Origin of the sequence: Staphylococcus rostri, assembly GCF_002902145.1 — a bacterium.
Taxonomy (GTDB): domain Bacteria; phylum Bacillota; class Bacilli; order Staphylococcales; family Staphylococcaceae; genus Staphylococcus; species Staphylococcus rostri.
On record NZ_PPRF01000056.1, the window covers coordinates 1 to 1,261 of the forward strand.

Consider the following 1,261-nt stretch of genomic DNA (forward strand, 5'->3'; position numbering starts at 1 on the left):
AATTATAGTATTACGTTTCTTATTATATCATCAAAACATCAATAAATAAAATATTTTCGTTTATTTTTTACAAATATTACATCAAACCTTTTGATATTTTTGTTTCTTCTCATAAATATCTTTAGCCAAAATTAACAATTTCTCAATTAGCTCAGAATATGGTATTCCACTCACTTCAAATAGCTTAGGAAACATACTGATACTCGTAAATCCTGGCAATGTATTAATCTCATTTATTATTATTTGATTATCTTCTGTTAAAAACACATCTACTCTTGCTAAACCTTTACAGTCTAAAGCCTCATAAGCTCTTGATGCCACTTCTCTTACTAACGTTTTCTGTTCTTCTGACATTTCTGCCGGAATACTAATAGTCGCTCCATCTTCATCAATGTACTTATTTTCATATGAATAAAAATCTTCATTTACAATTACTTCTCCAGGCTCACTCGTAATAATTGTTTCATTTCCTATTACCGCAACTTCCAATTCTCTACCTACAACACCATTCTCTACAAGCACTTTAGAATCATACTTAAATCCATATTCAAGCGCTGAAATAAAATCACCTTCATGCTCAACTTTTGAAACGCCAACTGATGATCCTTGGTTTGCTGGTTTAATAAATATCGGGTAATCGAATTTAAAGTTTGTAGAAGCAAGTTGTTCTTTATACTTATGTTTATGAAGTGTTATCCCTTTTGCAACATCTAATCCTGCTGTAGTAAGCATGCGTTTTGTAACATCCTTATCCATACACATTGCTGAGCTTAATAGCCCGCATCCAACATAAGGTATATTACAAATTTCTAATAAACCTTGAACTGTGCCATCTTCACCATTTTTCCCATGTAGAATTGGCAATACTACATCAATGTCCTTAACAGTCGAATCTTCAGAATGAAATTGACCATTAGGTATTAAATAAACTTCTTTAGTACCTTCTTCATTTATCACTTCTTTATTCATCAGTGCTTGTTCATTACCAATCAACCAATTTCCATTTTTGTTGATATAAATTAATACAACCTCATGTTTATCTTTATCAATTGCGTTGTATACACTAGCTGCTGAACGAATTGAGATTTCATGTTCTGTTGACTTTCCACCATATAATAATGCTATCTTCAAACAAACCACTCCCTACATTTTCAATTAAATGATGTGCGCTATAACTTTTCCAACTATCATTATTAATATAATGAAAAAAATCCAAAATTGTATACTTAAATATCCCTTTTTTTTCGTTTTCTCTACATAA

1 protein-coding gene is annotated in these 1,261 nt (G+C 30.7%); it reads right to left on the reverse strand.

Annotation, left to right across the window (positions count from 1 at the left end):
• Nucleotides 1–81: 81 nt before the first annotated feature.
• Complete coding sequence (locus CD122_RS08440; RefSeq protein ID WP_103358547.1) at nucleotides 82–1,140, reverse strand: D-alanine--D-alanine ligase family protein; 1,059 nt, start codon at nucleotides 1,138–1,140, stop codon at nucleotides 82–84.
• Nucleotides 1,141–1,261: the final 121 nt, after the last annotated feature.